General features: G+C 72.0%; 21 protein-coding genes. 8 read left to right on the top strand and 13 right to left on the bottom strand.

Going from position 1 to position 25,110, the window contains the following annotated elements:
* Window positions 1-27 precede the first annotated feature (27 nt).
* Complete coding sequence (locus tag KV394_RS03760) at window positions 28-2,244, top strand: ATP-dependent Clp protease ATP-binding subunit (RefSeq protein ID WP_136035153.1); 2,217 nt, start codon at window positions 28-30, stop codon at window positions 2,242-2,244.
* 57 nt (window positions 2,245-2,301) lie between these two features.
* Here the strand turns inward: KV394_RS03760 and KV394_RS03755 are convergent, their stop codons facing one another.
* The 4 genes from KV394_RS03755 to KV394_RS03740 form a co-directional block, all read right to left on the bottom strand.
* Window positions 2,302-3,813: an APC family permease gene (locus KV394_RS03755; RefSeq protein ID WP_136035154.1), complete on the bottom strand. Its 1,512-nt coding sequence runs from the start codon at window positions 3,811-3,813 to the stop codon at window positions 2,302-2,304.
* 124 nt (window positions 3,814-3,937) lie between these two features.
* The gene (locus KV394_RS03750; RefSeq protein WP_247982340.1) at window positions 3,938-4,525 is read right to left on the bottom strand and encodes a nitroreductase family protein; all 588 of its coding nucleotides are present in this window, start codon (window positions 4,523-4,525) and stop codon (window positions 3,938-3,940) included.
* Window positions 4,526-4,631: 106 nt separating this feature from the next.
* Complete coding sequence (locus KV394_RS03745; protein WP_247982339.1) at window positions 4,632-6,119, bottom strand: glycosyltransferase; 1,488 nt, start codon at window positions 6,117-6,119, stop codon at window positions 4,632-4,634.
* A 60-nt stretch (window positions 6,120-6,179) separates the two neighbouring features.
* Window positions 6,180-7,088, bottom strand: a complete 909-nt coding sequence (locus KV394_RS03740) for a LysR family transcriptional regulator (RefSeq protein ID WP_136035157.1) — start codon at window positions 7,086-7,088, stop codon at window positions 6,180-6,182.
* A 138-nt stretch (window positions 7,089-7,226) separates the two neighbouring features.
* Between KV394_RS03740 and KV394_RS03735 the strand changes: the two genes are divergently transcribed.
* Window positions 7,227-10,688, top strand: a complete 3,462-nt coding sequence (locus KV394_RS03735) for a proline dehydrogenase family protein (protein WP_247982338.1) — start codon at window positions 7,227-7,229, stop codon at window positions 10,686-10,688.
* 66 nt (window positions 10,689-10,754) lie between these two features.
* Here the strand turns inward: KV394_RS03735 and KV394_RS03730 are convergent, their stop codons facing one another.
* From KV394_RS03730 to KV394_RS03710, 5 genes are all read right to left on the bottom strand, one after another.
* Window positions 10,755-11,858 carry an ABC transporter permease gene (locus KV394_RS03730; RefSeq protein WP_247982337.1) on the bottom strand — a complete coding sequence of 368 codons (1,104 nt, stop codon included), beginning with the start codon at window positions 11,856-11,858 and terminating at the stop codon, window positions 10,755-10,757.
* Window positions 11,855-12,739 (bottom strand): ABC transporter ATP-binding protein, encoded by an 885-nt coding sequence (locus tag KV394_RS03725; RefSeq protein WP_247982834.1) that lies wholly within the window; start codon window positions 12,737-12,739, stop codon window positions 11,855-11,857. The genes KV394_RS03730 and KV394_RS03725 overlap by 4 nt, the downstream gene beginning before the upstream one ends.
* A gap of 91 nt (window positions 12,740-12,830) precedes the next feature.
* Window positions 12,831-14,003 carry a benzoate/H(+) symporter BenE family transporter gene (locus KV394_RS03720; RefSeq protein ID WP_247982336.1) on the bottom strand — a complete coding sequence of 391 codons (1,173 nt, stop codon included), beginning with the start codon at window positions 14,001-14,003 and terminating at the stop codon, window positions 12,831-12,833.
* Between the two features lie 38 nt (window positions 14,004-14,041).
* A complete protein-coding gene (locus KV394_RS03715; protein ID WP_247982335.1) occupies window positions 14,042-14,734 on the bottom strand; it encodes a response regulator in 693 nt (230 codons plus the stop codon).
* Window positions 14,731-15,984, bottom strand: a complete 1,254-nt coding sequence (locus KV394_RS03710) for a sensor histidine kinase (RefSeq protein WP_247982334.1) — start codon at window positions 15,982-15,984, stop codon at window positions 14,731-14,733. Before KV394_RS03710 ends, KV394_RS03715 begins: the two co-directional genes overlap by 4 nt.
* Before the next feature lie 103 nt (window positions 15,985-16,087).
* Here KV394_RS03710 and KV394_RS03705 point away from each other — a divergent pair, with 103 nt between their 5' ends.
* Genes KV394_RS03705 through KV394_RS03695 form a run of 3 tightly spaced genes read left to right on the top strand, consistent with a single transcriptional unit; the run spans window position 16,088 to window position 17,440 of the window.
* Window positions 16,088-16,492 carry a VOC family protein gene (locus KV394_RS03705; protein ID WP_247982333.1) on the top strand — a complete coding sequence of 135 codons (405 nt, stop codon included), beginning with the start codon at window positions 16,088-16,090 and terminating at the stop codon, window positions 16,490-16,492.
* Entirely contained in the window at window positions 16,489-16,800 is a 312-nt protein-coding gene (locus KV394_RS03700) for a winged helix-turn-helix transcriptional regulator (protein ID WP_247982332.1), read from the top strand. Before KV394_RS03705 ends, KV394_RS03700 begins: the two co-directional genes overlap by 4 nt.
* A gap of 1 nt (window position 16,801) precedes the next feature.
* Window positions 16,802-17,440: a dihydrofolate reductase family protein gene (locus tag KV394_RS03695; RefSeq protein ID WP_136036464.1), complete on the top strand. Its 639-nt coding sequence runs from the start codon at window positions 16,802-16,804 to the stop codon at window positions 17,438-17,440.
* Window positions 17,441-17,446: 6 nt separating this feature from the next.
* Here the strand turns inward: KV394_RS03695 and KV394_RS03690 are convergent, their stop codons facing one another.
* The gene (locus KV394_RS03690; RefSeq protein ID WP_247637891.1) at window positions 17,447-18,250 is read right to left on the bottom strand and encodes an HAD family hydrolase; all 804 of its coding nucleotides are present in this window, start codon (window positions 18,248-18,250) and stop codon (window positions 17,447-17,449) included.
* A gap of 14 nt (window positions 18,251-18,264) precedes the next feature.
* A complete protein-coding gene (locus KV394_RS03685; protein ID WP_247982331.1) occupies window positions 18,265-19,110 on the bottom strand; it encodes an exodeoxyribonuclease III in 846 nt (281 codons plus the stop codon).
* 37 nt (window positions 19,111-19,147) lie between these two features.
* Between KV394_RS03685 and pyrE the strand changes: the two genes are divergently transcribed.
* Entirely contained in the window at window positions 19,148-19,708 is a 561-nt protein-coding gene (pyrE, locus tag KV394_RS03680) for an orotate phosphoribosyltransferase (protein ID WP_136036467.1), read from the top strand.
* Complete coding sequence (locus tag KV394_RS03675; RefSeq protein WP_247637890.1) at window positions 19,705-20,607, top strand: ROK family protein; 903 nt, start codon at window positions 19,705-19,707, stop codon at window positions 20,605-20,607. The genes pyrE and KV394_RS03675 overlap by 4 nt, the downstream gene beginning before the upstream one ends.
* 18 nt (window positions 20,608-20,625) lie before the next feature.
* Here the strand turns inward: KV394_RS03675 and KV394_RS03670 are convergent, their stop codons facing one another.
* Complete coding sequence (locus KV394_RS03670; protein ID WP_247982330.1) at window positions 20,626-22,470, bottom strand: MFS transporter; 1,845 nt, start codon at window positions 22,468-22,470, stop codon at window positions 20,626-20,628.
* Window positions 22,467-23,369 (bottom strand): MurR/RpiR family transcriptional regulator, encoded by a 903-nt coding sequence (locus KV394_RS03665; RefSeq protein WP_136045042.1) that lies wholly within the window; start codon window positions 23,367-23,369, stop codon window positions 22,467-22,469. The genes KV394_RS03670 and KV394_RS03665 overlap by 4 nt, the downstream gene beginning before the upstream one ends.
* Before the next feature lie 163 nt (window positions 23,370-23,532).
* On the opposite strand from KV394_RS03665, the gene KV394_RS03660 reads away from it, so the two are divergent.
* Window positions 23,533-25,083 carry an ABC transporter substrate-binding protein gene (locus KV394_RS03660; protein ID WP_136035409.1) on the top strand — a complete coding sequence of 517 codons (1,551 nt, stop codon included), beginning with the start codon at window positions 23,533-23,535 and terminating at the stop codon, window positions 25,081-25,083.
* Window positions 25,084-25,110: the final 27 nt, after the last annotated feature.

Genomic DNA, 25,110 nt, shown 5'->3' with positions numbered 1-25,110 from the left:
CAGAAGGAGTACCTCCAGGAGGAGCGCATGACCACCCCGCAGACCGGATCCCCGAACCAGGAACAGCAGTCCGCCCTCGAGCAGTTCGGCATCAACCTGACCGACCGCGCCCGCGAGGGCAAGCTCGACCCCGTCATCGGACGGGACAGCGAGATCCGACGCGTCAGCCAGGTCCTCACGCGTCGCACCAAGAACAACCCGGTGCTGATCGGCGAGCCCGGCGTCGGCAAGACGGCCGTCGTCGAAGGGCTCGCGCAGCGCATCGTCGCGGGCGACGTGGCCGAGTCGCTGAAGGACAAGGAGCTCGTCACGCTCGACATCTCCGCCCTCGTGGCCGGTGCCATGTACCGCGGGCAGTTCGAGGAGCGGCTGAAGCAGGTGCTCAAGGAGATCACCGAATCGGACGGGCGCGTCATCACCTTCATCGACGAGCTGCACGTGCTCATGGGCGCGGGCGGCGGGGAGGGCTCCGTCGCGGCCTCCAACATGCTCAAGCCGATGCTGGCCCGCGGCGAGCTGCGGCTCATCGGCGCGACCACGCTCAACGAGTACCGCGAGTTCATCGAGAAGGACGCGGCCCTGGAGCGCCGGTTCCAGCAGGTGTATGTCGGCGAGCCATCGGTCGAGGACACGATCGCGATCCTCCGCGGCCTCAAGGGGCGCTACGAGGCGCACCACGGGGTGACGATCTCCGACAGCGCCCTCGTGGCGGCGGCCGCCCTGTCCAACCGGTACCTGCCCGCTCGGCAGCTCCCGGACAAGGCCATCGACCTGATCGACGAGTCGATGTCGCGGCTCAAGATGGAGATCGACTCCTCCCCGGTCGAGATCGACCAGCTCAAGCGTCAGGTCGACCGGCTCAAGCTGGAGGAGCTGGCCCTCAAGCGTGAGAAGGATGCCGCCTCGAAGGAGCGCCTCGGCGCGCTGCGCGAGCACCTGGTCGAGCTGGAGAAGGAGCTCGCCGGCCTCGAGGCCCGCTGGGCGCGCGAGCGTCAGGGGCTCAACCGCGTCGGCGAGCTGAAGAAGCAGCTCGACGACGCCGTCACCCAGCGCGACCTCGCGATGCGCAACGCCGACTACACGAAGGCGTCCAAGCTCGAGTACGAGACCATCAAGCGGCTGGAGCGCGAGATCGCCGAAGCGGAGCAGGCGGAGGCGACCACCTCGACCGAGCCGCGCATGGTGAACGAGCAGGTGACCGAGGAGGACATCGCCGCGGTGATCGCCGCCTGGACGGGCATCCCCGTCGGGCGTCTGCTCCAGGGCGAGAGCGAGAAGCTGCTGCACCTGGAGAACGAGCTCGGCAAGCGCCTGATCGGCCAGAAGGATGCCGTGAAGGCCGTGTCCGACGCGGTGCGCCGCTCCCGTGCGGGCATCAGCGACCCCGGCCGTCCGACCGGATCGTTCCTGTTCCTCGGTCCGACCGGTGTCGGAAAGACCGAGCTGGCCAAGGCGCTCGCCGCGTTCCTCTTCGACGACGAGCACGCCATGGTGCGCATCGACATGTCGGAGTACGGCGAGAAGCACTCGGTCTCCCGGCTCGTCGGCGCCCCTCCCGGGTACGTCGGCTACGAGCAGGGCGGCCAGCTCACCGAGGCCGTGCGGCGTCGTCCGTACAGCGTGGTGCTGCTCGACGAGGTGGAGAAGGCGCACCCCGAGGTGTTCGACGTGCTGCTGCAGGTGCTCGACGACGGCCGCCTCACCGACGGCCAGGGTCGCACGGTCGACTTCTCGAACGTGATCCTGATCCTCACCTCGAACCTCGGCTCGCCGATCCTCATCGACCCCGTGCTCTCGCCCGACGAGAAGCGCGAGCAGGTGATGGCGCTGGTGCGGCAGGCGTTCCGCCCGGAGTTCCTCAACCGGCTCGACGACATCGTGATGTTCAGCGCGCTGAGCGAGGACGACCTCGCGCAGATCGTGGAGCTGTCGGTCGACCAGCTGCACGACCGGCTCAAGGACCGCCGGCTCACGCTCGCCGTCACCCCGGACGCGCGGGCGTGGCTCGCCGAACGCGGCTACGACCCGATGTTCGGTGCGCGGCCGCTGCGCCGGCTCATCCAGACCGAGGTGCAGAACAAGCTGGCCACGGCGCTGCTCTCCGGTGGCGTGCGCGACGGCGACACCGTCCGCGTGGACGTGGCGGCCGACGGCTCGGGACTCGTGCTCACGTCGACGACCCCCGAGCCCGAGCCCGCGGAGGACGACGACGACGTGATCGAGGCCGAGCTGCTCGACGACTGAGACTCCGTCACCACACGAGAGCCCCGTCCCGGAAACCCGGGGCGGGGCTCTTCGCCGTCAGTCCGACGGCCGGCTGCGGAGGCCGCCGAGGGCGTCGCGCTCCAGCTCCCGGCCGATCAGCGAGTGCCGGCGGGAGTAAGCGAAGTAGATCACCAGGCCCAGCGCGAGCCAGATCGCGAACCGCACCCAGGTCTCGGTGCTGAGGTTCAGCATCAGCCAGAAGCAGGCGATCGCGGAGATCCACGGGAGCCAGGGCGACAGCGGCACCGTGAACGGCCGCTCCAGGTCGGGGCGGCTCTTGCGCAGGATCGGCACCCCGATGCTCACGAGCACGAACGCCGAGAGGGTGCCGATGTTGATCATGTCGCCCAGCACCTGCACGTCGGTGAATCCGGCGATGATCGCGATCACCACCCCGACGATCAGCTGGATGCGGATGGGGGTGCCGCGCTTGGCGTCGGTCACGCTGAGCGAGCGGGGCAGCAGGCCGTCACGGCTCATCGCGAAGACCACGCGCGCCAGACCCATGAGCAGCACCATGACCACCGTGGTGAGCCCCACGAGGCTGCCGATCGCGATCACCTGCGCCGCCCACGTCGCCCCGACCAGCTCGAACGCACTGGACAGCGACGGCTCGTCGAGCTTGGCCAGCTCGGTGTACGACACCATCCCGGTGATGACGATTGCGACCAGCACGTAGAGCACGGTCACGATCACGAGCCCGAGGATGATGCCGCGCGGCACGGTGCGCTTGGGGTCCTTCGTCTCCTCGGCGCTGGTGGCGACGACGTCGAACCCGATGAACGCGAAGAACACCAGGGCCGCGCCGCTGAGGATCCCGAACACGCCGTAGATCGACGGGTCGGCGCCGGTCATGAAGGAGAACAGCGACTGCGTCCAGGCGCTCTCCGAGGCGACGCCCTCCTGCGCCGGCGGCACGAACGGGGTGTAGTTGGCGCCGTTGATGAAGAACAGCCCCACGACGATGACGAACAGCACGATCGCGACCTTGATCACCGTGAACACGCTGTTGACGCGGCTGGACAGCCGCGTGCCGAGCGCGAGCAGCACGGTGAAGATCGCCACGATCACGACGGGACCCCAGTCGAAGCTGAGCGGGCCGAGCTGCAGCGTCATCGGGATCTGCAGGTCGAACAGCGACACGGCGTCGCCCAGGTAGACGCCCCAGTACTTGGCGATCACCGCGGAGGCCATCAGCATCTCGAGGATGAGATCCCAGCCGATGATCCAGGCCAGGAACTCGCCCAGCGTCGAGTACGTGAACGTGTATGCGGACCCGGCCACCGGGATGGAGGAGGCGAACTCCGCGTAGCAGAGGATCGCGAGACCGCAGACGGCCGCCGCGATGATGAACGAGATGATGACGGCCGGGCCCGCGTGGCGCGCGGAAGCCTCGGCGCCGACGGAGAAGATGCCGGCGCCGACCGCGACCGCGACACCCATGACGGCGAGATCCCACACGCCGAGGGATCGCTTCAGCGATCTCTGCTCGTCGTGGGTCTCGGCGATCGACTGCTCGACGGACTTGACCCTGCGCTGGAATGCCATGCCGACGATTGTAGGTGCGGGGGGTCGTGCCGCACCCCTCACAAAAGTCCGCCCGATACGGCGAGGCCCGGCCCCGTGCGGGGACCGGGCCTCGTCGCGGCGGAGCCGCCGGTGAGCGCTCAACTCAGGCGCTGAGGAGCACGGTCTCCGCGATCGGGCGACGCACGCGCGGCGCGACCTCGCGCTCCTGCAGCGGCTCGGGCAGCGCGGCGATGTCGCCCAGCTCGCCGAGCGCGATGACGGTGGTGGGGGTGAAGCGCGGCTCCAGGTCGGCGAACTCGCGCACGACCTCCGAGTCGAAGCCGCTCATCTGGTGCACGACGAGGCCGTCATGGTGCGCCTGCACGGAGAGGTGGGCGACGGCCTGGCCGAGGTCGTACAGGGCGTGGGTGAGCGGCGTGCCGTCGGCGGTCTCGGTCTCGGCGATCGCGACGATCAGCGCCGCGGCGTTGCCGGCCCACGCCTGGTTGAAGCCCATCAGCGCGTCGACGATCTGCGCGTGCAGTGCGGTGCCGCGACGGGCGACCAGGAAGCGCCAGGGCTGGGTGTTGTTGGCGGAGGGGCTCCAGCGGGCGGCCTCCAGGGCGGTGGCGAGCTTGTCCTCGTCGATCGCGTTCTGCGCGTCGTAGGCGCGGGGGCTCCAGCGACCGGCGAGGACGTCGAGGACGGGGTGCTCGGTCGGGGCGGTGCGGTCGATGACGGGAGTGCTCACGGAAGTGCCTTTCGGACGGTGGGATGGATCGGACGCCGTCGTCCGGGCTACTCCCCACCCAACTCATACATGCGCATGCATATTCCCGCGCGTCAGCGGCGGATGCTCAGCGGCCGAGCGCCCACCGGGCCCGGCGCCGCACCACGCCCGCGAGTCGCCGCGCCCGCACGCCCATCGGCTGCTCCCGTGCGGCCGTCAGCAGCTTCGCGTCGTACGCGGCCCGGAGTTCGCGCGCCCACCGTCGGGTGATCGCCCGGTCGGAGAACTCGGCCGCCCTGGCCCGCGCCTTCCTCCGCATGCCCTCGACCCGCCCGGGCGGCATCGCGGCGAGTTCCGCGATCCGCCGGGCGAGCCCGTCCACGTCGCCCTCGGGGAGCAGGAAGCCGTTCACCCCGTCGCGGATCATGTCGGCCGGGCCGTAGCGGATGTCGTAGGCGAGCGGGATGCACCCGGCCGCCATGCTCTCCACGAGCACGAGGGGCAGCCCCTCCGACGTCGACGTGAGCAGGCTGAACCCGGCGGTCGCGAACTCCTCCCGTGCGTGCGGGTCGAAGCCGCGCAACCGGATCCAGTCCTCGGCGCCGAGATCGCGGATGCGGGCGGCCAGCTTCGGCCCGTCCGGGCCCTCGCCGATGACGTCGGCCTCGATCCGGGCGTCCGCGGTGTGGGCCTTCGCGAGCGCCTCGATCGCGTGGCCCAGGCGCTTGCGCTTGTCCAGCGACGCGACCACCACGCCGCGGGTGGCCGGACGGGGTGCGGAGACCGCGGGCGGCAGCGTCACCTCGTTCGGGATCGTGCGCACGCGGGCCTGCACGCCCAGGGCGGCCAGGTCTTCCACGAGGTCGCTGCGCTGCCGCTCGGTCAGCACCACGATCTCGTCGAAGTCTCCCGCGCGTCGCAGGACGCCCTCCCGGGAGGCGCGGAGCGTCCGCGGGCGTCCGGCCACCCGGTGCGAGGCGTGCACGACGTGCAGGGTCGTCACGTGGTCACGGCGGTATCGCGCGACCGGTCGCGCGGCGGTCTTCGAGTCGACCAGCAGGAAGCTCGCGCGCCCCGCCGTCAGGCGGTCGAACCACCAGCGGTACAGCCCCCAGCTGGTGCGCCAGGAGCGCAGCGGGGTCCCGTCGACGCCGTAGACGACCACGCGCCGCTCCGCCCCCTCGCGCTCGGTCGCCAGGAGGGAGCCGTCGCGGCGGAACCGGTCGACCGACAGGTGTCCGTCCCCGTCTCGGCGTGCGCGGCTGAGCACCACGCCGTCGTGCTCGCGCACGGTGTCGTCGTCTTCCGGGGCCAGCAGCGGCGGCAGCGTCGGGATGACGCCCCGGGGTGCGGGCGGGGTGGCGCGCAGCTCGTCCCACAGGTTGCGGATGCGCAGCCCGTCGATCAGCTCGCCCTTCGCCCGCAGCCGCTCCGAGAGCTCGGGGTAGTCGGGGCCGTCGTCGAGGGTCAGCAGGTCGACGTCGACGCCCCCGATCCGGCGGAACGAGCGGGACCGCCGCAGCATCGCGCTCGTCATACCCCCGAACTGCTCCGTGATGCCCCAGGTCAGGGCGAAGTACCGGGCGGCTGGGAGGCGGGGAGGGAAGAGCGACATCTTGCCGAGGATAGCCCGGGGCCCTCCGGGGCGCGTCCTCCTCGCGGATGACCGGGCGGATCAGTCGAGGAGGTTGTGCGAGGCGGCGTCGGCGAGGGCCGCCCGCACGGCGCGGATCGACGGGGCGGCGGCCGACACCCGTCGCGCGGAGGAGAAGATCTCGCGGCGCGGGGAGCGCGGCAGCGGGGAGAGGTCGACGGTCGGGGTGTCGCCCGCCCACACCAGCTCGGGGAGCAGCCCGACGGCCAGCCCGGCGTGGATCAGGCGGATGTGCGCCGTGAGGTCGGCGAGCTCGAAGCGCACGTCCGGTTCGAACCCCGCGGTGCGGCACAGCTGCTCGGCCCAGGCGCGCGAGGCGGTGCCCGCCGGCTCCAGCACCCAGGGGGCTGTGCTGGTCGACCGGAGTGTCGTCGCGGGGTCGCCGTGCGCGGGGGAACCGGGGCGCCGGGCGAGCGCGATCGCGTCGTGCGCGAGCGCCACCCGGTCGAGATCGGCGTGGATCGGACGGCTGTGCCCCGGATACTGCTCGGCGAGGATGAGGTCGTCCTCCCGGCCGGAGACCGCGTCGAGGGCGGACTCCGGGTCGCGCTCGGTCACCTCGACCCGGAGGGCGGGGTGACGTTCCGCGAGCGCGGCGAGGGCGCGGGGCAGGAGCGAGTGGGCGGTGGACTGGAACACGGCCAGACGCACGGTCCCCGTCACCTCGGTGAGCGATTCCGCGACCGCGACCCTGGCGTGCTCGAGCTGGTCGAGGATGCCGATCGCCTCGGTCACCAGCACGGTGCCCTGCGGGGTGAGCTGCACGCCGCGCCCCACCCGGCGCAGCAGGGGGACGCCCACGTCGCGCTCGAGGGCCGCGAGCTGCTGCGACACCGAGGCCTTGCTGTAGGACAGTGCGTCGGCGACCGCGGAGAGCGTGCCACGACGCGACAGCTCCACGAGCATGCGCAGGCGGGTGATGTCGAGCACGGGGCCTCGCGTCTGTTAAGTCTGAGTGAACAGAATCCACTCGAATCGGTTGATAGACGGAGCCTACCGAGCGGCTGGACAATGATCCAGCCGCACACGTCACCCGGGTGTGCGCTGCCGAGGAAGGTAACCCCGCCCATGACCGTCATCGACGACACCACGCCCCGCACGGAAGAGGTCGCCGCACTCGTGCAGCGCTGGCTCGCCGAGAGCGAGACCCACCCCGTCGAGCCCGCCGCTCAGCGCCTCTCCGAGGTGCTCAAAGACCCGAACGGTCTCGACTTCACGGTCGGCTTCGTCGACGGCGTCATGCGTCCGGAAGACCTCCGCGTCGCCGGCCGCAAGCTCGCCGAGCTCAGCGACATCACCCCCACGCTGCTGCCCGGCTACCTGCGTGCCGCGATCAAGGCCGGCGGCTTCTGGGCGCCCAAGCTCCCCGGCGTCGTCGTCCCCATCTCGCGTCGCGTGCTGCGGGCGATGGTGGGCCACCTCGTGCTCGACGCCACCCCGTCGAAGCTCGGGCCCGCGATCGCGAAGCTGCGCAAGACCGGCAACCGCCTGAACCTCAACCTGCTCGGCGAGGCCGTGCTGGGCGAGCGCGAGGCCGGCCGCCGCCTGCAGGGCACGTACGACTTCCTCGCCCGCCCCGACGTCGACTACGTGTCGATCAAGGTGTCGAGCGTCGTCAGCCAGCTGTCGATGTGGTCGTTCGACGAGGCCGTCGCCGACGTGGTCGAGAAGCTCACGCCGCTCTACCGGCTCGCCGCGAAGGCGGAGGCTGCGGGCAAGGCCAAGTTCATCAACCTCGACATGGAGGAGTACCGCGACCTCGACCTGACGATCGCGGCCTTCACGAGCATCCTCGACCAGCCCGGGCTGGAGGACCTCGAGGCCGGCATCGTGCTGCAGGCCTACCTGCCCGACGCGCTCGGTGCCATGCAGCGCCTGCAGGAGTGGGCCACCGCCCGCCGGGCCAAGGGCGGGGCGCCCATCAAGGTCCGCGTCGTCAAGGGCGCCAACCTCGCGATGGAAGAGGTCGACGCGACCGTGCACGGGTGGCCGCTCGCGACCTACGGCACCAAGCAGGACTCCGACACGAACTACAAGCGGGTGCTCGACTGGGCCATGACCCCCGAGCGCCTCGACGCGGTGCGCATCGGCGTCGCCGGACACAACCTGTTCGACATCGCCTACACCTGGCTCCTCGCGAAGGCGCGCGGCGTGACCGACGCGGTCGAGTACGAGATGCTGCTGGGCATGGCGACCGGTCAGGCCGAGGCCGTGCGCAAGGACGTCGGCCGCCTGCTGCTCTACACGCCGGTCGTGAACCCCGCCGAGTTCGACGTCGCGATCGCCTACCTCGTGCGCCGCCTGGAGGAGAACGCGAGCCCGGAGAACTTCATGTCGGCCGTGTTCGAACTCGCGTCGAACCCGACCCTGCTCACGCGCGAGCGCGAGCGGTTCGAGCGCTCCCTCGCCGCCCTCGCCGCCGACGCCGGGCTGCCGGAGTCGCAGCGGGTTCCGGCACCGCACCGCACGCAGAACCGGGCGGACGAGCGCCCCGCCGGCGTGACCGAGGGCTTCGCGAACCAGCCGGACAGCGACCCCGCGCTCGCCGCGAACCGCGCCTGGGGGCGCGACATCCTGCGCCGCTCCGTCTCCACGACGCTGGGGCGTGACGCGATCGCCGCCGCCCGCATCGAGACCGAGGCCGAGCTCGACGCGGTCTTCACCGCCGCGACCGCCGCCGCCGAGCGGTGGGCGGCGCTGCCGGCCGCCGAGCGTGCCGCCGTGCTGCACCGCGCGGGCGACGAGCTCGCCGCGCGCCGGGGACAGCTCATCGAGATCATGGCCAACGAGGCGGGCAAGACCATCGCGGAGGCCGACCCCGAGGTGAGCGAGGCCATCGACTTCGCGCACTACTACGCCGAGCGCGCGAAGGACCTGGAGGCCGTGACGGGCGCGGAGTTCGTGCCGTCGAAGGTCACCGTGGTCACACCGCCCTGGAATTTCCCCGTCGCGATCCCCGCGGGCGGCGTGCTGGCCGGCCTCGCGTCGGGCTCCGGTGTGATCATCAAGCCCGCCAAGCTCACGCAGCGCTGCGGTGCCGTGATGGTGGAGGCGCTGTGGGCCGCTGGTGTGCCGCGCGACCTCCTCGCCCTCGTCGACCTGGCCTCGCGCGACCTCGGCACCCGCCTGGTCGCCAGCCCGCAGGTCGACCGGGTCATCCTCACCGGCGCCTACGAGACCGCGCAGCTGTTCCGCTCGTTCCGGGCCGACCTGCCGCTGCTCGCCGAGACCAGCGGCAAGAACGCGATCATCGTCACGCCCTCCGCCGACCTCGACCTGGCCGCCGCCGACGTCGCCCGCAGCGCCTTCGGCCACGCGGGACAGAAGTGCTCCGCCGCCTCCCTCGCGATCCTCGTGGGCTCGGTCGCGGACTCGAAGCGGTTCGAGCGGCAGCTCGTCGACGCCGTGACCTCGATGCGCGTGGGGCTCCCCGACGACCCCGCCACGCAGATGGGCCCGATCATCGAACCCGCGAACGGCAAGCTGCTCACGGCGCTCACCACGCTCGACAAGGGCGAGCGCTGGCTGGTCGAGCCCCGCAAGCTCGACGACGAGGGGAAGCAGTGGACCCCCGGCGTGAAGACCGGTGTGCGCGAGGGCTCGTACTTCCACCTCACGGAGTTCTTCGGCCCCGTGCTCGGCATCATGCACGCGAAGGACCTCGACGAGGCCATCCGCCTGCAGAACGCCGTGGACTACGGCCTCACCGCCGGCCTGCACTCGCTCGACTCCGCCGAGGTCGCCACCTGGCTCGACCGGGTCGAGGCGGGCAACCTGTACGTGAACCGCGGCATCACCGGCGCGATCGTGCAGCGGCAGCCGTTCGGCGGGTGGAAGCGCTCGGCCGTGGGCGCCGGCGCCAAGGCGGGCGGCCCGAACTACCTGTTCGGTCTCGGCGAGTGGCGGGCGGCCGAGCTGCCCGCCGCCGCGCCCGGTGCCGCCGTGACCCCCGCGGTGTCGGGGCTGCTCGAGGCCGCCGCGCCCGAGCTCGACCCGGCCGCGATCGAGTGGCTGCACCGCGCGGCCGCCTCCGACGAGCGCGCCTGGGTGGACGAGTTCGGGGCGGTCAGCGACAAGTCCGGCCTCGGGGTCGAGCGCAACGTGTTCCGCTACCGCCCGGTCGCCGTCGACGTGCGCCTCGCGGAGGGCGCGACGCTCGTCGACGGTGTGCGTGTGCTCGCGGCCGCCCTGCGCAGCGGCAGCCCGTTCACCGTGTCGGCCGCGGCGCTGCCGTCGCGCGCGACGAAGGTCCTCTCCGGCGCCGGGGTCGCCGTGAAGACGGAGTCCGACGCGGCCTGGACCAAGCGCTACGCGAAGGGCGCCCGGTCGTGGCAGCGCGTGCGGCTCGTTGGCGGCGACGCCACGGCGCTGTACCAGGCGCTCGAGGGCTCGCCCGATGTGGCCGTGTGGTCGCACGCGGTGACGGGTGCGGGTCGCGTGGAGATCCTGCCGTTCCTGCACGAGCAGGCCGTGTCGATCACCAACCACCGCTTCGGCAACCCGACCTCGCTGTCCGACGGCGTCATCTGACCCGCCGCCGCACACACGCCGAAGCCCCCTGCACCTCCGCGGTGCAGGGGGCTTCCTCGTGCGGGATCAGCCGCGCAGGGCCTCGGAGAGCTTGACGCGCGAGCCCATCCGCAGCAGCGAGTTCTCGTAGATCTTCGCGCCGATCACGATCGCGGCCACGCAGCTCGCGAGCAGGATCACGAGGCTCAGCAGCGGCTCCCACCACTGCGCCTCGCCGACGAACAGCCGCATGGGCATGCCGACCGGGGCGGAGAACGGCACGTACGACATGATCGTCAGCACCAGCGGGTTGTCGTTGAACACGATCACCAGGATGTACGGCGCCATGATCAGCATCGTGATCGGGGTGGTCGTGGAGCCGATGTCCTCCTGGCGCGACACCATCGAGGCAGCCGCCGCGAACATCGCCGCGAGCAGGATGAACCCGAACAGGAAGAACACCGCGAACCAGAGGATCGGGGCACCGAGCGTGGTCAGCACCTCGCGTTGACCCGTGACGATCAGGCCGATCGTCGCCACGGCCGCCAGCGCGAGGATCTGCCCCATCGCCAGCACCGTGTTGCCGACCACCTTGCCGGCCAGCAGGGTGCGCGCGGGAATGGCCGACAGCAGCACCTCCACCACGCGGGTCTGCTTCTCCTCGACGACGCTCTGCGCGATCGTGCCGCCGAACGTCGCCGCGGCCATCATGAACACCAGGCCGAACGCGATCGCGATGAAGTACCGCAGCAGCGGGTTGGTGGTGACCGGTTCCAGGATCACGACCTCGGGCGACAGAGACAGTGCCGACACTAGCGAGCCGGGAGCATCCTGCAGGGCGACGATCGAATAACCGGTGTGACCCTCGGTGCCGCTCGCCGGGAGCACGGCCGCGTCGACCTTCTCCGCGCGGACCAGTTCCTCCGCCTCGGCCTCGTCGGCGACCGTGGTGACCTCGACGTTCGGGATCGCCGAGACGACCGAGGCGGTGTCGGCCGTCGCCGCGACCGGCATGGTTTCGGTGTTCTTGCTCGCGAAACCGCCGAACAGGACACCCGCGAGGGCGAGCACGAGCAGGATCCCGGTGGAGATCAGGAACGCCTTGCTGCGCAGCTTCGAGCCGATCTCACGCTCCGCGACGAGCCAGATGCCGCTGGGCGTGCGCGTGGGGGAGGGGGTGGGGGCGCTCACTGGATGACCTCCTTGAAGATCTGGGCGAGGGACGGGTGCTTGGGGGCGAAGCTCGCGACGTCGCCCCGGGCGACCGCCGACTGCAGCACGCGCTGCGCCGTCTCCGGACCGTCGGCGTCGAACAGGGCGTAGCCGCCCTCGAAGTCGATCACGGTGACGCCCGGCTCGGTGCGCAGCCAGCCCGCGTCACCCGCCGACACCAGCTCGTAGCGGTCGCGGGCGTGCTCGGCGCGCAGGGCGTCACGCGAGCCCGCGGCGCGGATCGTGCCACCGGCGAGGATCACGAGGTCGTCGCACAGGCGTTCCACCACGTCGAGCTGATGGGAGGAGAACAGGATCGAGGCGCCCTTCGCGGCGCTCGACTGCAGCACGCCGGCGACCACGTCGACCGCGAGCGGGTCGAGCCCGGAGAACGGCTCGTCGAGGATCAGCACCTCGGGGTCGTGCACGAGGGAGGCGGCGATCTGCGCGCGCTGCTGGTTGCCGAGCGACAGCGACTCGATCGTGTCGTTCAGCCGCTCCCCGAGCCCGAGCTCCGTGAGCAGCGCGGTCGCGCGCGCGGTGGCATCCTGCTTGGCGAAGCCGTGCAGTCGCGCGAGATACACGATCTGCTCCAGCACCTTCATCTTCGGGTACAGGCCGCGCTCCTCGGGCATGTAGCCGAAGCGGCGGCGGTCCGCGGTCGTGAGCGGGGCGCCATCGAGGTCGACGCGGCCGCCGTCCGACGACAGCAGTCCGAGGACGAGCCGCATGGTGGTGGTCTTGCCGGCGCCGTTGCCGCCGACGAAGCCCGTCAGGCGCCCGGGGGCGACCGTGAAGGAGACGTCGTCGAGCACGCGCCGAGAGCCGTAGCTCTTGGTGATGCCGGAGAGTTCGAGCAGTCCTGTCATGCCCCTCACGCTACGGAGCCCCGTGTTCCGGGGCATCCCCCGTGCGGCGGACCTTCCCTCCTCAGCCGTGGGGCGGAGGGGGTCAGCGGTGGAAGGCGTGCAGCACGGTGCGCACCAGGAGGCCGGCGACGAGGGCCCAGAACGCGGCGCTCACACCCAGCACCGCGATGCCCGACGCGGCGACGAGGAACGTGACCACGGCGGGCAGGCGCTCGCCGGGGTCGTCGATCGCCTGCTGCACGGCCGAGCCGAACGCGGCGAACAGCGCCAGCCCGGCCACGGCGGGGATCACGGCCTCGGGGGCCAGCACCACGAGCGTCGCGAAGGCCGCCGAGAACCCGCCGAGCACCAGGTACGACACCCCGGTCGACACCCCGGCGACCCAGCGGCGCCGCGCATCGGGATCGGCATCGGGGGAGGCCGCGAGGGCCGCGCTGATCGCGGCGAGGTTGATCGCGTGTCCGCCCGCGGTGGCGCCGAGCGCCGTGCCGAGCCCGGTCACGAGCATCGCGGGACGCCACGGCACCTCGTACCCGAAGCTGCGCATGATCGCGATGCCCGGCACGTTCTGCGAGGCCATGGTCACGATGAACAGCGGCAGCGCGACGCCCACGAGCGCCCCGACCGTGAACACCGGAGCGGTCAGCTCCACCCGGGGCAGCAGCACCGCGGGGTCGACCGCGTCGCCCTCCGCCACCAGGGTCACCGCGACCACCGCGGCCGCGGCGAGGAACGCGAACGGCACCGCCCAGCGCGGCGCGAGGCGCGCGAACACCAGCCACGTGAGCACGACCGGGACCACGCCCCACGGGTTCGCGACGACGCCCGTGATCGGTGCGAGGCACAGCGGCAGCAGCACCCCGGCGAGCATGGCCTGCGCGATCGACGGAGGGATGCGGGCGATCAGGGCGCCGAGCGCGGGCCACAGCGCCGTGAGCAGGATCAGGGCCGCGGTGACCAGGAACGCCCCGACGGCCGCCGGCCATCCGCCCTCGATCGCCCCGGTGGAGGCCAGCAGCGCGGCGCCGGGGGTCGACCACGCGACCGTGATCGGCATCCGGTAGCGCCACGCCAGCACCACGCACGCGATGCCCATGGTCACCGTCACCGCCAGCAGCCCGCTGGCCGCCTCCGCCGCGGTCGCGCCCATCGCGTCGAGTCCCGCGAGCACCACGGCGAACGAACTCGTGAAACCGACCAGTGCCGTGACCACCCCGGCCAGGATCGGGCGCGACAGGGGAGCGGTTTCCGGCATGGCTCAGAGGCTATCGCGGAGCCCGGTCCCCGGCCGCGTCAGGCGAGCCCGAGCCGGTGCGCGAGCACCACGGCCTGCACCCGGTCGCGCGCGCCGAGCTTCTGCAGGATGCGCGACACGTGCGTCTTCACGGTCGCCTCGCCGATGTACAGCGCCCGCGCGATCTCGCCGTTGCTGCGGGCATCCGCGAGCAGCGCGAGCACCTCGGCCTCCCGCTCGGTGAGCGGCTCGGCGAGCGCGGGGGTCGTGCGTGCGGAGCTCGGCACCGGCGCGGGCGACGCGGGGGCCGGCGCGGGCACCGCGGAGAACCGGGCGAGCACGCGCCGCGTCACCTCGGGCGCCAGCATGCCGTCACCTGCGGCGAGGGCGCGGACCGCGGCGATCAGGTCCTCCGCCCCGGCGTTCTTCAGCAGGAAGCCGCTGGCTCCGGCATCCAGCGCGCGGTACAGGTAGTCGTCGCGGTCGAACGTCGTGATGATCGCGATGGCCGCGCGGACCGCCGGATCCGCGACGATCCGCTCGGTGGCCTCGATGCCGTCCATGTCGGGCATCTGCACGTCCATCGTGATGACGTCGGGGAGCAGGGCGGACGCCTGGGCCACGGCCTCCGCTCCGGTCGAGGCCTCGCCCACCACCGTGATGTCGGGCTGTGTCTCCAGGATCGTGCGGAACCCGGTGCGCAGCAGCGCATGGTCGTCCACGAGCAGCACGCGGATGGCGTCGGCGCTCATCGGCTCGCTCCCGCCGCGACCGGGGCGAGGGGCACCCGGGCCCGCACGCGCAGCCCGCCGGACGGCCGCGGCGCCACCTCCAGCGTGCCCCCCGAGGCCGTCGCGCGCTCCCGCATCCCGAGCTGCCCGAGGCCCGGTCGCAACTGGGCGATCGCGCGGCCGGTGTTCACGACCTCCACCTCGACGCCGTCGTCGTCGTAGCGCACCCGCACATCGGCCGTGGCTCCCGGTCCTGCGTGACGGCGGGCGTTCGTGAGCGACTCCTGGGCGATGCGGTAGAGGTTCACGGCGACCACCGAGGGCACCGCGGTCGGAGTGCCGACGACCGTGTACGCGGTGGGGAGTCCCGCGGACGTCGAGGCCTCCGCGAGTTCGGCGATGTCGTCGAGCCCGAGCGTCGAGGCGCCGTCCGCGGTCTCGCCGCCGGGCGTGCGCAGCGTCTCCAGCAGCTGCCGCAGCTCGTGGATCGCGTCGCGCGCCGAGCCCTCGACGCCCGAGAGGATCTCGGCGGCCCGCGCGGGGTCCTGGGCCAGCACCAGGCGCGCCGCGCCGGCCTGCACGCCCATGACCGAGACGTGGTGGGCCACCACGTCGTGCAGCTCGCGGGCGATGCGCACCCGGTCGAGGGCGACCGCCTGCGCCGCCGTCACCTCGCGCTCGCGCTCCAGCTCGGTCGTGCGCTGCTCCAGCACCGACCGCTGCTCGGCGGCGGCCCAGGACCGTTCGCCGAAGTAGTACGCCCCGCCGAAGTAGAGCCCGTTGAGCAGGATCTGGATCAGCATGAAGGCGACGTAGGGCGACATCGCCCCGGCCACCACCTCGGCCTTGTCCGCCTCGCTGATCGCGTCGCGGTACATCGTGAGGAGCAGCCACACGAACATGCCGACGATGATCGCCACGCGCACGATGAGGGCGCGGCGCCGGTCGTTCATCCACGCGCCGACGGTGTAGAGGCCGATGAACATCGCGATGTTGCCGACGTAGATCTCCGGTACCCGGATCGTGACGGCCGCGAAGTAGGCGACGGATACGACCACGGCCACGGTGCCGGGCCAGCGTCGACGGAACGCGAGCGGACCGGACACCACGACGGCGTAGAGGAGGGCGGTCCACAGTGGGGCCTGCTCGTCGCCGTACACCTGGGCGATGGAGGAGAGCGCGGCGCTCAGGATCGCGCCGACGAACAGCACCCCGGCGAGCAGCAGGTCGCCGCGGCGGTCGCGCTCGGTCGGCGTGCGGGTGAAGGGCATCCCTCCACCGTAGGGCGGCGTTCGGCGGGGCCGCATCCCCCGGACGGCGGAGGCGGCGCGGAGGGGTCTTGACCGAGCACTTGTTTTTTGCAAGTATCACCGCATGAGCCTCTTCCTCACCTGCCCGGTCGAGAGCGTCGAACGCGCGACCGCCTTCTACACGGCCATCGGCTGGACCCTCAACGAGGAGATGTCCGATCACAACGTGTCGTGCTTCGCCATCGCGCCCGGGCAGTACGTCATGCTCGGCAGCCGCGAGATGTACGCCAGCGTCGGTGGCGTCGACGAGCTCGTCGGCGACCCCGACACCCCGTCCAAGGTCACCGTCTCGTTCGACCTCGGCAGCCGCGAGGCGGTCGACGAGCTGGTCGAGCGCGCGAGAGCGGCGGGCGGCCGCATCGGCGACACCGACGACTACCCCTTCATGTACCAGCGCCAGTTCGACGACCCCGACGGCTACCACTACTCGCCGTTCTGGATGAAGCCGGACGCCGACGCCGACGCGTGAGCGACCTCGGTGCCGCGCTCGGCGTGGTCGGGGCGCGCTGGGCGCTGCTGATCGTGGAGCGGCTGCTCGACGGACCCCAGCGCTACGGCGATCTGCAGCGCGACCTCGGAGTCCCCACGAACATCCTCGCCACGCGCCTGCGCGAGCTGGAGGCCGCCGGGGTGCTCGCGCGACTGCCGCTCCGGCACAACACCCGGGCGTACGCGCTCACCGACCGCGGGCTCGCGCTGCGGGAGGCGATCGAGGCGCTGCGGGCGTGGGGTGCCGCGGAGGAGGATGAAGATCCCTCGACGAGAACGGAGAAGTGACATGAGCGAGGACGCACCCGGTCGCATCCTGATCGACCTGTTCAGCACCCTCGACGGCGTGGCCCAGGGCCCCGGCGGCGTGGGGGAGGACACCTCGGGCGGATTCCGGTTCAGCGGATGGCAGGCCGGCTACCCCTCACCCGGCATGGGCGCCGAGGTCGACGCGGGCATGCGGGGCCTCGACGCGCTGCTGCTCGGCCGCCGCACCTACGACATCTTCGCCTCGTACTGGCCGCAGCACACCGACGGCGAGGAGGGCCACATCGGCCGGCTCTTCGACGCGGTGCCGAAGTACGTGGCGTCGCGGAACCCCGACCTCGCGCTCGACTGGCAGGGCAGCTCGCGCGTGGGCGACGACCTGGCCGCCGAGATCGCCCGCCTGCGCGCGACCCACCGCGAGGTGCACGTGATCGGCAGCATCGACTTCGTGCACACCCTGCTCGCCGAGGGGCTGTTCGATCAGCTCAACCTGTGGGTGTACCCGCTGCTGCTCGGCACGGGGAAGAAGGTGTTCGACGACGCCGCGCTCCCGTCGGTGCTGCGACTGCTCGAACCGCCGGTCGTCGACGACGCGGGCGTGATGCTCCTCCGCTACGGCCGCACCGATCGCACCCCGGAGGTCGGCACGTTCGGCGCCTGAGGCGGGTCAGCTCAGCAGTCGCTCGATCACGCGCGCGACGCCGTCCTCGTCGTTGGTCGCGGTGACCTCGTCGGCGGCGTCCCGCACCACGGGCTCCGCGTGCGCCATCGCCACCCCGCGCCCCGCCCAGCGGAGCATCTCGACGTCGTTCAGCGCGTCGCCGAACGCGACGACCTCGGCGCGGTCGATGTCCAGGTGCGCGCACAGCCGCGCGAGCCCGGTCGCCTTCGTCACGCCCTCGGCCATCACCTCCACGAACGGCGCACCGGACAGGGTGGCTTCGAAGCCGGTGAGCCCGAGCGAGCGCAGCGTGTCGAACAGTGCGGCGGGTGCGAGCTCCGGGTGGCGGATCACGAGCTTCAGGCTCGGCGCCGCGAGCACCTGCTCCAGCGGCACGCCGCCCATCGTCGCCGGATCGCGCTTGTGGTCGGACAGGCTCGCGATCGCCGCGTAGCCGTCCTGCGCGACGAAGGTCTCGCCGCCCTCGCGCACGCTCGCGAACAGCAGCCCGGGGATGCTCGCGCGGAGGGCATCGGCGAGCGTGCGGATCGTGTCGGACGGCAGCTCCTCGGCGAACAGCATCCGTCCGTCGCCGAGGTGCACCGCGTAGGCGCCGTTGCTGCACAGCGCCCACCCGTCGAATCCGGCGTCGGCGGCGATCGCGCGCAGTCCGATCGGCTGGCGCGCGGTGACGGGCACCACGGGGATGCCCCGTTCCCGCGCCGCGTCGAGCGCCGCGCGGGTGCGCGGTGTCACGGAGGATGAGGGGTCGAGCAGCGTGCCGTCGAGATCGGTCGCGATCAGTCGCACGTCGTCGCGCTCCGTCAGGAGAAGATCATCGGCAGGTCGTCGTCGGCGTCTGCTCCGCCGAAGTCGAGGTCCACCACCACGGGCACGTGGTCGCTGGGCTGCTCGCCCTTGCGCTCGTTGCGATGGATCGAGGCGCCGGTGACCGCGTCGGCCAGCGTCTTCGAACCGAGGATGAAGTCGATGCGGATGCCCTCGTTGCGCGGGAACTTGAGCCGCTGGTAGTCCCAGTAGGTGTAGCCCTCGGGCAGCAGCGGGCGCACCACATCGGTGACACCGGCATCGGCCAGGGCGAAGAACGCCTCACGCTCGGCGGGCGAGACGTGCGTCGACCGGCCCACCACGATGTCGGGGTCGCCGTTGTCGTGGTCGAACGGGATGATGTTGAAGTCGCCGACGAGGGCGAGCGGCAGGTCGGGGTTCGCCGACAGCTCGGCCGCGGTGGACTGCCTCAGCTGCTCGAGCCAGTGCAGCTTGTACGCGTAGTGCGGGTCGTCGAGGGAGCGCCCGTTCGGCACGTACAGGCTCCATACGCGCACGCCGTCGACCATCACCCCGAGCGCGCGCGCCTCCTGCGGAGCGTCGGGGCCCTCGTGACCCTTGGCGAAACCGGGCATCCCGTCGAACGCGGTGCGCACGTCGGTGACGGGCAGGCGGCTGGCGATCGCGACGCCGTTCCACTGGTTCAGGCCGTGCACCTCGACGTGGTAGCCGGCCTCCTCGAAGGGGGCGAAGGGGAACTGCTCCGGCTTGCACTTCACCTCCTGCATCGCGAGCACGTCGATGTCTTCACGGACGGCGAACTCGACGGTGCGGGCGACACGGGTGCGGATGGAGTTGACGTTCCAGGTGGCCAAGCGCATGCGTCCAGCCTAGTTGCGGCCTCCTACACTGGATGCCGTGACCGCACTCGACGCAGACCGCCAGACCCTCCTCGACCTCATCACCGACGAGGCGGTGTTCCACGGCGACTTCACCCTCTCCAGCGGCAAGAAGGCCACCTACTACGTCGACATGCGCAAGCTCACGCTCGACCACCGCGCCGCTCCCGCCATCGGCCGGATCATGCTCGACCTGATCGCCGACCTCGACGTCGTCGCGGTCGGCGGTCTCACGCTCGGCGCCGACCCCATCGCGAACTCCGTGCTGCACGCCTCGGTCGGCACCGACCGTCCGCTCGACGCGTTCGTCGTGCGCAAGGAGCCCAAGGACCACGGCCGCGGCCGTCAGATCGAGGGCGCCGACGTGAAGGGCAAGCGCGTGGTCGTGCTGGAGGACACGTCGACCACCGGGCAGTCCGCGCTCAAGGCCGTCGAGGCGCTGCGCACGGAGGGCGCCGAGGTCGTGGCCGTCGCCGTGATCGTCGACCGCAAGACCGGAGCGCAGGCGGCCATCGAAGCCGAGGGGCTGGAGTGGCGCGCCGCGTTCGACCTCGACGACCTCGGGCTCGACCCGCAGTGACCCGCTACGCCCTGGCCGTCGACGTCGGCGGCACCAAGATGGAGGCCGCCCTCGTCTCGGCGGACGGCGTGCTCGTCGAAGGCAGCCGCAGCCGGCAGCCCACCGGTCGCGAGGCCACGCCCCCGGCCCTCGCCGCCGCGGTCGACGCGATCGTGCGGCACGCCCTGGCCGCGCTGCCGGCCGGCGCGGAACTCGTCGGGGCGGGGATCGGCAGCGCCGGTCCGGTGGATCGCGTCGCGGGCACCATCGAGCCGGTGAACATGCCGCTCGCGCACGGCTTCGCCCTCGCGGCGGCGGTGCGGGACGCGGCGACGGCGGTGCTCGGCCGCGACCTTCCCACGACGCTCGGCCACGACGGGGGCGCCCTCGCCCTGGCGGAGTCGTGGCTCGGGGCGACCCGTGACGCGGGGGCCTCGCTGTCGATCGTGGTGTCGACGGGCGTCGGCGGCGGCTTCGTGGTGAACGGCGCCTACATCCCGGGAGCCACCGGCAACGCGGGTCACCTCGGTCAGGTGCGCCGCGAGGGAGGGCTCACGCTCGAGGAGATCGCCTCCGGCCCCGCGAGCGCCGCCTGGGCGCAGGAGCAGGGGTGGACCGGCGCGACGGGGGAGGACCTCGCGCGCGACGCGGCAGCCGGAGACGCGATCGCCCGCGCGGCCATCGAGCGCTCGGCCCGCGCGGTCGGCGAAGCGCTCGCGGACGCCGCGACCCTGGTCGACCTCGACGTGGTGGCCATCGGCGGCGGGTTCTCGCGGGTGTCGTCCGACTACATCGACCTCGTGCAGCAGGCGCTCACCGCGCACGCCGTGCACCCGTACTCCCGGCGTACCCGGGCCGTGCGCTCGGGCCTCGGCGACGAAGGGCCCCTCATCGGCGCCGCCGCCCTCGCGCTCCGTTGAACCCTCACGCGCACGCCCTCAGCGGGCTGCGGTCAGCAGGTGGCGGGGTGGTCCCTCGAGGCGGGCGACGGCGATCTTGAGGTCGGTGACGTCGGATGCGACGGCGTCGAGGCGGGTGGTGAGGCGGTCCTCGACCGTGTCGATGCGGGTGGTGAGCTTCTCGTCGACGGCGTCGATGCGGCGCACGACCCAGGCCATGGCGGCGAACATGCCGGTGCCGAGGGTGAGCACGATGCCGATCGCACTCACGATGATGGCGAGGGTGTCCGTGGTCATGCGGTGATCCTTCGAGCGGTGCGGGTGGGTCAGCGGGTGGCGGTCAGCAGATGGCGGGGTGGTCCCTCGAGGCGGGCGACGGCGATCTTGAGGTCGGTGACGTCGGATGCGACGGCGTCGAGGCGGGTGGTGAGCTTCTCCTCGACGGCGTCGATGCGGGTGGTGAGCTTCTCCTCGACCGTGTCGATGCGGGTGGTGAGCTTCGCGTCGACGGCATCGATGCGGCGCACGACCCAGGCCATGGCGGCGAACATGCCGGTGCCGAGGGTGAGCACGATGCCGATCGCGCTGATGACGACCGTCAGGCTGTCGGTGGACACGGATGCTCTCCTCGGGTGCGGTGTGTCTTCGACGATACGTCGCTGCGGGTGTGGCGACTCCCGGAATCCCGGCATCTGTGAGGAAGGGGAGAGAGGCGCGGATGGGGGAGGAGGAGCGCCTCAGCCGGTCGCCGACATGTGCCGTCCGGAGCGCGACGTCACGAGCATCAGGACCGGGACGACAGCGCACAGCACGGCCGAGACGACGAAGGTCGCAGGAGCCGCCGGATCCCGACCGATGAGCAGGATCAGCGTGGGCACGAAGGTGCCGCCCACCGCGCCGCAGGCGACCAGGGCCCCGGGTCACGGCGGCGCTCCGTGCGGGGTCGAGGCGGTCGAGGGCGAGGCCGAGGATCAGGCCGTAGCTCGGCGCGAGCAGCACGACCACCGCCGCCAGGGCCACGAGCGCTCCCACCGGCTGAGGGCCCACGAGCGCGCCGGCCACGCCCATCAGCACGGCCGCGCCCGCCGTGGCCGCGACCAGGATCGCGAGCGGGGGCACCGACGCGCGGCGCAGGGCCGCTGCCCCGAAACGGCCCGCCGCCATCAGGCCCCAGAACGCGGAGGTGCCGAGCGCGGCCGCGGCCGGTTCGAGCGTGAGCACGCGCTCCGGGATCACGGCCGACCAGCCGGAGAGCACGGTCTCGACCCCCACGTAGAGCGGCAGGGCGAGCGCGAACGGCAGCAGCACCGCGAGCGATCGCACGTCACGCGGCGCCGGGGCTTTCGCGGCGACCGTCGGCACGGGCGCGATGAGCACCGACACGGTCACCAGCGGCACCGCGGCGAGAAGAGCCAGCAGCGGACGGGTGTGCGCTCCCAGCACCACCGCGAGCGGGGTGGCCGCGGCGCACACGGCGACCGTGCCCATCAGCGCACTCAGCAGCCCGGTCGCGCTGCCCGTGCTCGCGGCCTTCGCGGCCACCGAGCCCGAGGCCTCCACGAGCCCGAAGCCGAACCCGGCGACGGCGGCGGCGGCGATGAACACGACCGCATCGCCCGCCCACGCGGCGGCGACGAGTGCGACGGCCTGCAGGGCGCTGCCGAGCAGCAGTGTCGTGCGCGGGGGCTTGCGCGTCAGCAGCGGACCCGAGGCCAGCACGCCCACCAGCAGCCCGGCGAAGAGCACGGGCACCGCGGCGCTGAGGTCGGCGCCGATATCCCGCTGCGCCGAGGGCAGCACGGCGGGGACGAACGCCGCGGTCACGCCGAGTCCTGCGAACGCGCTGAACAGGCCGAGGCGGATCCGGCCGTCCGCGCCCGTCATGCGCCGTTGGCGCGCACGTGGTGCACGGCCGCGAACGTGTCGCGCAGCGCCTCCATCGAGCGGTCGTAGTTCGACTGGGCGACCCCGATGAAGATGCAGTCGACGACCATGAGCTGCGCGATGCGGCTGCCGAGCGCGCCGGAGCGGAAGCCGGTCTCGCGCGCGGCGGTCGTCAGCACGATGTCGGCCTGCCCGGCCAGCGGCGCGCCCGCGTGGTTGGTGATCGCGATCGTGGTGGCCCCCGCCTTGCGGGCGAGGAGCAGGAACTCGATGGTGTCGGTGGTCGCGCCGCTGTGCGACACCGCGATGGCGACGTTGCCGGGGCCGAGGGTGGCGGCGGAGGTCCAGGCGGCGTGCGGATCGGACCACTCCAGGGCCGTCCGCCCGATCCGGGTGAGCTTGCGCTGGAGGTCGAGGCCGACGATCGAGCTGGCCCCGACACCGAAGATGTCGACGCGGCTCGACGACGTGATCGCCTCGACCGCGGCGCGCAGCGACTCGGTGTCGAGCACCTTGGCGGTGTCGGCGAGCGACAGCGTCTCGGCGAGGGAGACCTTCGCCACGATGTCGGCGAGCGTGTCGTTGCGGTCGATGTCGCCCGACACGGCGGGGAGCGCGGCGGTGTCGTACGTCTCGCGCTCCACCTCGCGCAGCACGTGGTTGCGCAGCTCGCGCACGTGCTCGTATCCCAGGCGCTTGCAGAAGCGGACGACGGAGGTGGTGGAGGTGTCGCAGCGGTGGGCGAGCTCGGCGACCGAGAGGCCGGCGGTGGCGGCCGGGTCGGCGAGGAAGAGATCGGCGATGCGCCGCTCGCTCGGGCGGAGCTCGGGGCGGATCGCCCGCATGCGCACCAGCACGGGGGGAGCGCCGGCGTCGTCGCGGGCGGCGTCGTGGGACATGTGTTCTCCGATCGGTGTTCATAACAGTAGAGGAACTTCTGTTACACCGACAGCGACCTTCGTGTACTTTTGGTACCACCCAGACCGACGATGTTCACGGGACGTCAGGCAGCATCGCCTGAACCCAGCCAGGGCGACGCGGTCCCAGCCAGGAGGAAACAGCATGAGCACAGTACGGCGGGCGTCATTCGGCGCTCTCTCCGCCGCGGGCGTCGCGATGGCGCTCGTCATCACCGGGTGTTCCGCGCCGGCGTCGAACCCCTCGCCCTCCGAGGGCGGCACCGCGGGCGGCGACCTCGTCATCGGCGTCACCAGCGACCCGGACACCCTCTTCCCGTGGAAGGCCACGCAGTTCCAAGCGGTCAACGTCCTGCAGAACCTGTACGGCACGCTCACCGAGTTCGACGAGGACCTGAACGTGGTGCCCGGCCTCGCCGAGTCGTGGGACGTCTCGGAAGACGGCCTCACCGTCACCTTCCACCTCCGCGAGGGCGTCACCTTCGCCGACGGCAGCACGTTCGGCTCCGAAGACGTGAAGTACTCCCTCGACGCGATCGCCGCCGAGGCCACCGCGGCCGTCGCGCGCAGCTCGCTGGCGTCCGTCACCGCGGTCGAGGCGACCGACGAGACCACCGTCACCCTCACCCTCAGCGCCCCCGACGCGGCCCTGCCCGCCAATCTCGCCGTGATCAACATGGCCATGCTCTCCTCCGACGACACCGAGGAAGCGCTCAACACCACCCCGAACGGCACCGGCCCGTTCGTGCTCGAGGACCGCACCGCCAGCCAGTCGCTCACGCTCGCCAAGAACGACGACTACTGGGGCGACAAGGCGCTGCTCGACACGGTCGAGTTCCGCGTGATCCCCGACGAGTCGTCGATCGTGTCGGCCATGCAGTCCGGCAACGTGCAGCTCGCGGTGTTCGACGACCCGCTGGTCGCCCAGACCGCCGAGGGCGCGAACGTCGAGGTCGCCACGACCCCGCAGCTCAGCTACCACGCCCTTCAGCTCAACGCCACGCGCGGCGACCTGGCCGACGTGAACGTGCGGCTCGCGATCCAGTGCGCGATCGACCGCGAGGAGGTGCTGGAGACCGCCGCGCTCGGCGAGGGCGAGGTCACCGGGCCCATCACGTCGCCGGCGTTCAAGTCCGACCCCGACGCGCGCCCGTGCCCCGAGCGCGACCTCGACAAGGCGGCCGAGTACCTGAAGAAGGCCGGCAAGGAGGACGGCGTCACGATCAAGACGATCGTGTCGCAGGGCGAGTACGCCACCTCCGTCAACGAGGCGCAGAACCTGAAGGCGCAGCTCGCCGACGCCGACATCACGCTCGACCTCGAGGTGCTCGAGTCCGGCGCGTTCGTCGACCGCTGGATCGCCGCCGACTTCGACGCCGCGGTCGCTCTCAACGGCGGACGCCCCGACCCCGACGGCATGTACGGACGCTACTTCACCAGCACCGGCAACCTGAACAAGGTCGCGGGGTACTCCTCGCCCGAGCTCGACGCGCTGTTCGCCGAGGGCCGCCAGACCGCCGACACCGAGAAGCGCAAGGAGATCTACGCCGAGGTCTCCGAGAACCTCGAGGACAACGCCGCCTGGATCTGGCTGTTCACCAGCTACACCTATACGGCCACCGCCACCAGCGTGGACGGCTTCACCCCGATGGCGAACGGCTCGCTGCAGTACCTGCGGACCACCTCCATCCAGTAGCGGACCGGAGGGGGCGCGGCCGCCCGC

Origin of the sequence: Microbacterium sufflavum (assembly GCF_023101165.1) — a bacterium.
Classification (GTDB): Bacteria; Actinomycetota; Actinomycetes; order Actinomycetales; family Microbacteriaceae; genus Microbacterium; species Microbacterium sufflavum.
The sequence above is the reverse complement of the archived record's forward strand: the minus strand, read 5'-3'. Positions and strand labels throughout refer to the sequence as shown.

Excerpts from the sequence above, each read along its gene's own strand:
- KV394_RS03760 (WP_136035153.1), top strand. The coding sequence starts at position 28 with ATGACCACCCCGCAGACCGGATCCCCGAACCAGGAACAGCAGTCCGCC.
- KV394_RS03755 (WP_136035154.1), bottom strand. The coding sequence starts at position 3,813 with ATGGCATTCCAGCGCAGGGTCAAGTCCGTCGAGCAGTCGATCGCCGAG.
- KV394_RS03745 (WP_247982339.1), bottom strand. The coding sequence starts at position 6,119 with ATGTCGCTCTTCCCTCCCCGCCTCCCAGCCGCCCGGTACTTCGCCCTG.
- KV394_RS03735 (WP_247982338.1), top strand. The coding sequence starts at position 7,227 with ATGACCGTCATCGACGACACCACGCCCCGCACGGAAGAGGTCGCCGCA.
- KV394_RS03720 (WP_247982336.1), bottom strand. The coding sequence starts at position 14,003 with ATGCCGGAAACCGCTCCCCTGTCGCGCCCGATCCTGGCCGGGGTGGTC.
- KV394_RS03715 (WP_247982335.1), bottom strand. The coding sequence starts at position 14,734 with ATGAGCGCCGACGCCATCCGCGTGCTGCTCGTGGACGACCATGCGCTG.
- KV394_RS03710 (WP_247982334.1), bottom strand. The coding sequence starts at position 15,984 with ATGCCCTTCACCCGCACGCCGACCGAGCGCGACCGCCGCGGCGACCTG.
- KV394_RS03705 (WP_247982333.1), top strand. The coding sequence starts at position 16,088 with ATGAGCCTCTTCCTCACCTGCCCGGTCGAGAGCGTCGAACGCGCGACC.
- KV394_RS03695 (WP_136036464.1), top strand. The coding sequence starts at position 16,802 with ATGAGCGAGGACGCACCCGGTCGCATCCTGATCGACCTGTTCAGCACC.
- KV394_RS03685 (WP_247982331.1), bottom strand. The coding sequence starts at position 19,110 with ATGCGCTTGGCCACCTGGAACGTCAACTCCATCCGCACCCGTGTCGCC.
- KV394_RS03670 (WP_247982330.1), bottom strand. The coding sequence starts at position 22,470 with ATGACGGGCGCGGACGGCCGGATCCGCCTCGGCCTGTTCAGCGCGTTC.
- KV394_RS03665 (WP_136045042.1), bottom strand. The coding sequence starts at position 23,369 with ATGTCCCACGACGCCGCCCGCGACGACGCCGGCGCTCCCCCCGTGCTG.
- KV394_RS03660 (WP_136035409.1), top strand. The coding sequence starts at position 23,533 with ATGAGCACAGTACGGCGGGCGTCATTCGGCGCTCTCTCCGCCGCGGGC.